The organism is Methylophaga sp. UBA2689 (assembly GCA_002354555.1).
Lineage (GTDB): Bacteria > Pseudomonadota > Gammaproteobacteria > Nitrosococcales > Methylophagaceae > Methylophaga.
In genome coordinates this window covers 1-8,791 of the sequence record DELT01000032.1, presented here as the reverse complement: position 1 = coordinate 8,791, position 8,791 = coordinate 1, and the positions used below count along the sequence as shown (strand labels likewise).

Here is an 8,791-nt window from a genome sequence, read left to right as displayed (position 1 = left end):
GACATCTATCAGATGTTTCATTCCAGCCAAACTGTTGAAGGTGGCGATAATTTTATCAATTACCGAAATCCTGAACTGGATGCCATCATTGATGCAGCTCGTGGTGAAGTAAATGAAGAAAAACGCATGAATTTATGGCATCAGGCAGAGAAGATTCTGGTGCAGGATCAGCCTTATACCTTTCTGTTTCGTCGCAATACCATGGCCTTTATTGACCGACGCATCCATAACCTGGAAAAAACCGCATTGGGTCTCAACCTGATGACTGTCCCGGTCGAGATATATGTCCCGGCCGAACTGCAGCATAGTCGCTAGGGTCTGTTTATCTTTCATAGCCGCCTCTGTTGTGACTGAAAATGCACTAATCAAGGCGCGAGGAGAGCAGTTTAGTGACTCTAAATAAACGACGAGCAACGAAGAGTAGCGCATTTTCAGCCTCAACCCGCAGGGCTGGGGCTATTTTTCCGCCCTCCGGCGTTGAAAATGACTTATGTAGAACAATTACATTGCATCATTTCCGCCTTGTAGGACAAAAAAATAGCCTCCAGCAGTGGTGGCTATGAAAGATAAACAGACCCTAGGACCTAGACAGTCATGCTGAATTATTTGCTGCGCCGTATCTTGCTGATGATTCCGACGCTGCTCGGAATCACCATTGTCGTGTTTACAGTTATGGCTGCTGCTCCGGGTGGCATCAGTGCCCAGTCGTTGGTCGATGGTATGGAACTGGAACCGCAAAGCCGCCAAGCGTTGGAGGACTATTACAACAAACTGTATGGTCTGGACCAGCCTGCCCCGGTGCAGTATGTCCGTTGGTTAAATAATATTTCACCGATAGGTTTTGAAAGATTAGCTGATGGTAGTTTTGGTGAGTTTTCACTTTGGAAAGGCCCCGATCTCGGCACGAGTTTTCGTTATGGCAGACCGGTCACCGATATGATTGCTGAACGACTGCCAATCACCTTATTACTCAATCTTATTTCAATACCGCTTATCTATGCCCTGGCGATTGGTATCGGCGTACAAGCCGCTCGCCAACGGGGAGGACGATTTGATGTCACCTCCAATATTTTCCTGCTGGGCTTATGGTCAGTACCGAGTATGCTGGCCGGTGTTTTGTTTATTGGCTTTTTTGCTTCAGAGCAATACTGGCGCTGGTTTCCAACCGGGGGGCTTATGCGTCGCGAAACGGCTGATCAAACATTTCTTCCATTATTCAGCAGCTTTGGTGATGTGTTTATTACCGTGTTATGCGTGGCCTTGATAACGGTTGCCTTGATCAGTGCTGCAGTGAGTTTTTCATTAAAAACACGCCAGTTTGCTGGATTGATAGTAGGCGGCTTATTAGGCTACGCCATGGCGGTTAATCTGCATGGTGAATGGTTTGGTTTATTGCATCTGTTATTGATTCCTTCAATGGCAATGTTGTTCAGATTACTGGCTGGACTCAATAATATTGCGCTTCGAATCGTAGTCACCGGTACCTTTGCGGTAGGACTCGGTTTGGCGATATCGCGGTTACTTGGAGTGGAAATTCTTCAAGGTGGTTATCTGCTGGATCGTCTTTGGCATCTGGTATTACCGGTTATTGCACTTTCTTATGGTGGCCTGGCCTTTCTGGCCAAATTAACCCGCTCTTCTCTATTGGAAAATCTGGCTGCTGATTATGCCCGTACTGCCAGGGCCAAAGGAGTGGATGAAGAGGCCGTTTTATGGCGTCATGTATTTCGTAATTCGCTGTTACCGTTAATCACCGTTTCAGCAACCTTATTACCCAGTTTGTTGGCAGGGTCGGTGATTGTGGAAAGCATTTTCAGTATTGATGGTATGGGCAAACTGGCAGTAGAAGCTGTTCAGACCCGTGATCGTGAGCTGGTGTTATCTGTCACATTGATTTCCGGTCTGCTGACATTAGTCGGCTATTTACTGGCTGATATTGCCTACGCAATTGTTGATCCGAGGGTCAGTTATGACTGAGCAAGTCGTCGATATTCCAGTCAAGCAACCGTCTAAATCCTGGACCCAGCAGGTGGTTTCTTCACTGTTAAAGCGCACCAGCGCCAAAATCGGTTTGGCCTGGATTGGTCTGTTAGTGCTAATCGCTACCTTTTCACCCTTTCTGGCCAGCAGTCATCCACTTTACATGGTCGTGGATGGACAGGCTTCCAGCCCATTACTGCAGCATATGGAACCACTGGACTGGGTCTGGCTGAGTGGTTTTTTTATAACCCTGGTGATTTCCGCCTTATCCATTGTTGCCTGGAAAAAGATTCTATTCTGGATTGCCAGCATTGCTGTGGTGTCATTTATTGCTTACTCGAGCGTAACACCGCCGGTACTGGTGGTATATGAACATTACCGCGAAATGGAAGCTGCAGGTAAAGTCGACACTATCATTCGGGCACCGATTCCATATTCCGCTAAGGATTACCTGCGTGATTACGCCGATACCGGGATTGAATCGCCATTATCAGTTAACGAGCGAACCCATTGGATGGGTACTGACGAAAATGGGGCAGATGTAGCATCCCGAATGATCCATGCATCCCGTATTGCCTTGGGAATTGGTTTTATCGCTACCGGTATCGCCTTGGTTATTGGCACCATTATTGGCGGTCTGATGGGCTACTTCTCCGGCATTGTCGATATTATCGGCATGCGGTTGGTGGAAATCTTTGAAGCTATTCCAACCTTATTTTTGTTACTGTCATTCGTCGCTTTTTTTGGCCGTTCTATTTATATGATGATGGTGATTATCGGGATAACGGCCTGGTCAGGTTATGCACGTTATGTGCGAGCAGAGTTCCTTAAATTACGGCAGCAGGATTTTGTTCAGGCTGCAATCGCCAGTGGTTTACCACTGAGATCGATTTTATTTCGTCATATGTTGCCCAACGGGCTGGCACCTTTACTGGTGGCCACTAGTTTTGGTGTGGCATCAGCAATTCTGGCAGAAGCGACATTAAGTTTTCTTGGTCTGGGGTTAGTCGATGATCCTTCCTGGGGACAATTGCTTAATCAGGCCGTGCAATCCTCGACATTTAACTGGTGGTTGGCCGTTTTCCCGGGTGGTGCAATTTTTATGACGGTATTTGCCTATAACCTGTTGGGTGAATCGTTACGTGACGCTGTTGATCCCCATACCAATCGGGGTATGCAGTCATGAAGTTACTGGAAGTCGAAAATCTGGTGACAGAGCTGGGTGAGGGCGAAAACTGGTTACGGGCGGTCGACAATATCAGTCTGACTGTTGAAGCCGGCCAAACCTATTGTCTGGTCGGGGAATCCGGCAGTGGAAAATCAGTGACAGCGTTATCGATCATGGGATTATTACCGCATGGTCATTACCGACATCCTGATGGCCATATTCAGTTAACGGATCCTCAGGGACAATTACCTGACATTGCCTTGCTCAATGCGGACGACGAAACGCTGCGATCAGTTCGGGGCAGTCGTGTTGCCATGATTTTCCAGGAGCCAATGACCTCACTTAATCCTGTGCAGACGATTGGCGAACAGCTGGAAGAGGTGTTGCTGATACATCGTCCGGAACTGGATGAAGAAGCACGTAAACAGAAGATTCTGGCAGCACTGGCAGAAGTAAGGATTCCGGACCCGGAAGGTCGGATTCGGGAGTATCCCCATCGTTTATCCGGTGGCCAACGCCAGAGGGTGATGATCGCGATGGCGCTGATTTGTGAACCGGCATTATTGATTGCTGATGAGCCGACTACTGCCCTTGATGTAACAGTACAGGCTGAGATTCTCAAGCTGATGCGTGATTTACAGACCAAATATGGAATGGGCATGTTGTTTATTACCCATGATTTTGGCGTGGTGGCACAAATTGCTGATGTAGTTGGGGTGATGCGCAAAGGCAAACTGGTTGAAAGTGGTAAGACGGCAGATATCTTACGTAATCCGCAACATGAATATACTCAGAGCCTGATAGCCGCATTACCAGAGCGCCTGACCAGACCTGACAGGCCGGTGAAACCAGAAAAAGTGTTGTTGGAAGTTAAAGACGTGTCTGTATATTTTCCAGTGCGTCGCGGTTTGATGCGTCGGGTAGTCGATCATTTCCGGGCCGTTGAAAACGTTTCGCTGCAAGTCAACGCAGGAGAAGTTGTGGCGCTGGTTGGTGAGTCAGGTTGCGGTAAGACAACATTAGGGCGAGCCTTGTTACGTCTGCAGGAAGTAACATCCGGCAGTATATTTCTTGAAGGTCAGGATATAACACAGGTATCCGCCAAAGCGATGCGGCCCCTTCGAAGACGAATGCAGGTAGTGTTTCAGGATCCAGGGTCAAGCTTAAATCCACGTCTGCCAATTCATACCACGTTAATCGAACCGATGCGGGTTCATGGTATCGGCAGCAGCGATGCTGAACGCACTCAAATCGCAGCGCGGTTTTTGGACAGGGTTGAAATGCCAACCGATAGTCTGTGGCGCTATCCACATGAGTTTTCCGGCGGCCAGCGTCAGCGTCTTGCCATTGCCAGAGCATTAGTGCTGGAACCACGCTTTATATTGTGTGATGAAATAACCTCAGCTCTGGACGTGTCCGTGCAGGCCGGTATTTTGCGGTTGTTAAGACAGCTGGTCGATGAAGAAGGCATTGGCATGTTGTTCATCACGCACAATATGGGCGTAGTGGACTATCTGGCCGATCGCATGGTGGTGATGCATAAAGCGCAATTAGTCGAATCCGGTAATACCCAGGAAATCATGAAATCGCCACAGAATGAGCATACTCGAAACCTGCTGGATGCAGTGCCACGGTTGGATGATAACTACCTGGCTTCCGCTATTTGATTAATAAAACCTTAACATCAACTTTTGATGCTCAAACTGGTCTGCATTGATAACGATTACCGTTGGGTAATCAGTCTGTGGATTATTACAAGGATTATATGATGCGTACTCTCGTGCTGTTACTATCAGGTTTAATGCTGTCTTTTTCAGTTCAGGCAGCTGAATCCTGTCCTGAATTTCTCGATTATGAACTGCCCAAACTGCATTCCAATGAAACGGTAAATCTCTGCAAAGTTGCCAATGGCAAGCCATTACTTGTTGTTAATACCGCCAGTCACTGTGGCTATACTCGCCAGTTTGAAGGGCTTGAAGCCTTGCATCAGAAGTATCAAGAAAGTGGTTTGATGGTTGTGGGCTTTGCCAGTAATGATTTTAACCAGGAAGCCAAAGATGAAGCCGAAGCTGAACGGGTTTGCCGGGAAAACTTTGGTGTGACCTTTACCATGATTGCCCCGAGTTTTGTCACGGGTCAGAAAGCCAATCCGGTGTTTCAGGAAATTAACAAGCAAAGTGAAGAGCCTGGCTGGAATTTCAGTAAGTACCTGATTAATGCCGACGGTAAAGTCGTTGCCGCTTTTCCCAGTAAAGTTAAGCCAAGTGATAAACAGGTGACAGATGCTATTGAGTCATTACTGTAATTCGAAAATAATGTGAGATTAATGAACCATAAAGGCTTATTAAAAGTAGAAGATTATTTTTGATAAGCCTTTTTTTGTGCAAGACGCATATGTATGCTGCTTTAGGCGCTAAAAATCACTCTAAACATTTCATCACATTTAGAGTTTTTCAGATGCGTTTGAGTTTTAGCTAACGACTAAAAGCTATCATCCTTATTCCTAATCTAACCTCATCAAACACATCGTATTAAATACTAATTTTTCACTTATCAATCAACATAAATGCTTGCTGATTATTTTTTGAAACTGTGCGCAACTATCCGAATCACAAAGAGTTTTAAGTGTTTTTTACCAATCAAGACGATATCATTAAGATATGACAAAACATATCAACCAATTATTTTTTAACCGTACGCTTGTATTGTTTATTCTGTTTGCTGTGTGGTTTATTGGTGCGATGAGTCTGCGTTATTTTTATCACCAACAAGTTTCTGGTTATCAAAATCCGATTAATGAGCAAATCAGCCAGCGGGTCAGCATGTTATCAGCGCTACAAGCCGAGCTGATCGATAAAGAATTTTCTTTTGTAGGAGCAAACCTTAAACAGCTTGGCGCTATGAGTATTGAGGCTCCGCAGCAAGTCGCGGCTTATGCTGAAAGACTCAAAAACCTAAATCCCACTATATGGCAGCTATACGTTGCCGATAGCAATGGGGTAATTACATTTTCTACCAACCCCGGATATACACAGCCTATTTTGGTAAGGGATTATTTTACCGAGCACATTCGAAACGAACACAATAGTTTTTTCATTTCCTCGCCAAGACAACCCATTATTCAGGAAAGTGCTTTATCTATCATGATGAGCTATCCGATTCGGGATAGCGAAGATAAGTTCAGGGGAGTGGTGGTGGCGACCCTTAAAAATGAAGATCTGACTGCACAGCTTGGAAACATTACCAGGAACAAAAATATTTCTGCTGTTTTGACCGATCAATCCGGCAAACTTATCTGGTCATCAAGCATGTACGAAGGGCTGCAAAAAAGCGATATTTACAGCTTATGCAAAAATCATAAATATCTGGCCTCTACCGAGCTGGGTATTCATCGTGTTCAATTAAATAATAATGCACAGTGTGATTTTCAGTTTATCGAGAAATGGGGAATGTTTTCCATTGTTGCTGAAAACCGTGCCTCTGCTGATCAATCAATACAACAATATGAACAACAGATGGTGACGCGAAATATCATCATTTTGATAGTTTTCACCCTGTTATTAGTATTTTTAGGTAACCAACTGCTCAAACAGATTGAGTCCAGAAAATTGTTAGCGGTGCTTAATCAACGTAATAAAGCCATTATTGATGCGATGCCTGATTTACTGCTGACAATGCGGGTGGACGGCAAAATAATCGACCATGAAGTTGAAGATAGTTTTCCGTTATTAATTGAGTCAGATAAATTAAATGGCATGAATATCAAACAACTGCTGGACCCCGGTCTGGTAGAGAGAAAACTCGCAATGATGGCTGACACAGTAAACACTGGAGAACCATCAACACTGGAATATCCTTTGATATTAAACGGCAAGGAATATTATTTTCTGGAACGTCTAACCGCCCTGGATGATAAACACGTACTGGCGTTTATTATTGATATCACCAGCAGAAGAGAGGCCGAAGTTAAGCTGGAATGGCAGGCTTTTCATGATGGACTGACTGGACTACCCAATCGTCTGATGTTCTTTGAGTTTTTAAATAAACTGGTACAGAACTATCGGCGTAATAAACGTGAATTTACCATTTTATTTATTGATTTAAATGGATTTAAAGAAATTAACGATAACTATGGGCATCATGTGGGCGATGAGATCCTTAAACATACCGCCACCCAGCTCAGCAGTATCCTGCGTGAAACAGATACCGTAGCCAGACTGGGCGGTGATGAATTTGCAGTTTTATTACCCGAAACCTCACCAAGCCAGGCCCAACGGGTTATTAAATCCATTGTTGAAACCATCAAACAACCACTAATTCATAACGGGCAAAGCCTGTCGGTCTCGGCGAGTATCGGTATGGCTGCCTGCCCACAGGATGCAACCTCGGCAGATGAGCTTTTAAATGCTGCAGATAAGCGGATGTATGACGTTAAGTCAACTGAACGATAGTTTTATTCTCTAACGCTGATTCACTATTGTTTTTAATTATTCCTCAGACGTCTTTCTTTTAGGTAATAGTCCAACTAAAAGCCCTGGTAAAAATTACTGCTGATAAATGAAATTTTTATAGAGCTTTTATTATATTTCCCCACCATTTTTATCCACTGACATTATAACCCTTGCTTATTGAGCGCTTTGAGGCGCTCAGCAAAAGGTTGGCATATGCATTGCAAAACTCCTTACAGATAGAGAAATTAAAACTCTCAATGCAAAGGAGATAAACCATGATGCATGTAAAAGAAATTATGAATACTAAAGTTACAACTATCTTGCCTTCGACGCTGGTCAGAGAAGCGGCGCAAATCATGCGAGACCAGGATATCGGCTTTCTCCTGGTTGCAGATGACAATACTTTAGTCGGTACGATAACGGATAGAGATATTGTGACCAGAGGTGTAGCGCAGGTGAATGATTTATCAGAGATTTCAGTTGATGAAGTGATGACAGTAAAAGTCCTTGCCTGTCATGAAGAAAATACCATTGAAGAAGTGGCCATACTGATGAATGATGAACAGATTCAAAGAATGCCTGTATTCAATGATGAAAATAATTTGGTGGGCGTCGTCAGTATTGGTGATATGGCTCAACATTTAAATTCTGTCCAGGTAGGACAAGCTTTGAAGGGAATTAAAGAAGGCGTCCATACCACTCATTAATATTGGTTCATTAAGGAAACTGTCATGAGTGAAACCATGGAAAAATCAAATATTGTTGAGAAATTGAATGATCTTATTGAAATGGATTATGACGCTATTTTCAGCTTATCAGGCCGCCATTGAGCGACTTGAAAATCCACAGTATAGAGATCAGTTAAATGTATTTATGCAGGATCATGAAAATCATATCGCCGTCCTCAGCCAGATTGTTTGCCAGGAGGGTGGTGCGCCACCAGAGAAGGGTGATTTGAAAAAAATCCTCACCAATGGCAGCGTACACATTGCCCAATTGGCAGGTGATGACGGTATTTTGAAAGCCATGCAATTGAATGAAGTTATGACCAATAACCTCTATAAGGAAAATGTCGAAGAAACTTTTCCAGAGCCTGTTAATTCAATTTTGCAAGATCATTTGGCAGACGAACGTCGTCATAAAGAATGGCTTGAAACAACACTTCATCATCTGCATGAGCCACATTAAACGC

At 44.3% G+C, this 8,791-nt stretch carries 7 protein-coding genes and 1 pseudogene; all 8 read left to right on the top strand.

Annotation, left to right across the window (positions count from 1 at the left end; translation table 11 throughout):
* Positions 1–315 (top strand): annotated as a pseudogene (locus B3M51_RS03305) (ABC transporter substrate-binding protein); the annotation flags it as partial.
* 279 nt (positions 316–594) lie between these two features.
* Positions 595–1,977: an ABC transporter permease gene (locus B3M51_RS03300; protein WP_292480486.1), complete on the top strand. Its 1,383-nt coding sequence runs from the start codon at positions 595–597 to the stop codon at positions 1,975–1,977.
* A complete protein-coding gene (locus B3M51_RS03295) occupies positions 1,970–3,166 on the top strand; it encodes an ABC transporter permease (RefSeq protein ID WP_292480485.1) in 1,197 nt (398 codons plus the stop codon). Before B3M51_RS03300 ends, B3M51_RS03295 begins: the two co-directional genes overlap by 8 nt.
* Complete coding sequence (locus tag B3M51_RS03290) at positions 3,163–4,815, top strand: ABC transporter ATP-binding protein (RefSeq protein WP_292480483.1); 1,653 nt, start codon at positions 3,163–3,165, stop codon at positions 4,813–4,815. Before B3M51_RS03295 ends, B3M51_RS03290 begins: the two co-directional genes overlap by 4 nt.
* 98 nt (positions 4,816–4,913) lie before the next feature.
* On the top strand, positions 4,914–5,453 hold the full coding sequence (locus tag B3M51_RS03285) for a glutathione peroxidase (protein WP_292480481.1): 540 nt from the start codon (positions 4,914–4,916) through the stop codon (positions 5,451–5,453).
* A gap of 355 nt (positions 5,454–5,808) precedes the next feature.
* Entirely contained in the window at positions 5,809–7,599 is a 1,791-nt protein-coding gene (locus tag B3M51_RS03280; RefSeq protein WP_292756816.1) for a sensor domain-containing diguanylate cyclase, read from the top strand.
* A 275-nt stretch (positions 7,600–7,874) separates the two neighbouring features.
* The gene (locus tag B3M51_RS03275; RefSeq protein ID WP_292480477.1) at positions 7,875–8,306 is read left to right on the top strand and encodes a CBS domain-containing protein; all 432 of its coding nucleotides are present in this window, start codon (positions 7,875–7,877) and stop codon (positions 8,304–8,306) included.
* A 67-nt stretch (positions 8,307–8,373) separates the two neighbouring features.
* Positions 8,374–8,787, top strand: coding sequence for a DUF2383 domain-containing protein (locus B3M51_RS03270; RefSeq protein WP_292756814.1), 414 nt, complete (start codon positions 8,374–8,376; stop codon positions 8,785–8,787).
* Positions 8,788–8,791 lie beyond the last annotated feature (4 nt).

Excerpts from the sequence above, each read along its gene's own strand:
- B3M51_RS03280 (WP_292756816.1), top strand. The coding sequence starts at position 5,809 with ATGACAAAACATATCAACCAATTATTTTTTAACCGTACGCTTGTATTG.
- B3M51_RS03295 (WP_292480485.1), top strand. The coding sequence starts at position 1,970 with ATGACTGAGCAAGTCGTCGATATTCCAGTCAAGCAACCGTCTAAATCC.
- B3M51_RS03300 (WP_292480486.1), top strand. The coding sequence starts at position 595 with ATGCTGAATTATTTGCTGCGCCGTATCTTGCTGATGATTCCGACGCTG.
- B3M51_RS03275 (WP_292480477.1), top strand. The coding sequence starts at position 7,875 with ATGATGCATGTAAAAGAAATTATGAATACTAAAGTTACAACTATCTTG.
- B3M51_RS03270 (WP_292756814.1), top strand. The coding sequence starts at position 8,374 with ATGATCTTATTGAAATGGATTATGACGCTATTTTCAGCTTATCAGGCC.
- B3M51_RS03290 (WP_292480483.1), top strand. The coding sequence starts at position 3,163 with ATGAAGTTACTGGAAGTCGAAAATCTGGTGACAGAGCTGGGTGAGGGC.
- B3M51_RS03285 (WP_292480481.1), top strand. The coding sequence starts at position 4,914 with ATGATGCGTACTCTCGTGCTGTTACTATCAGGTTTAATGCTGTCTTTT.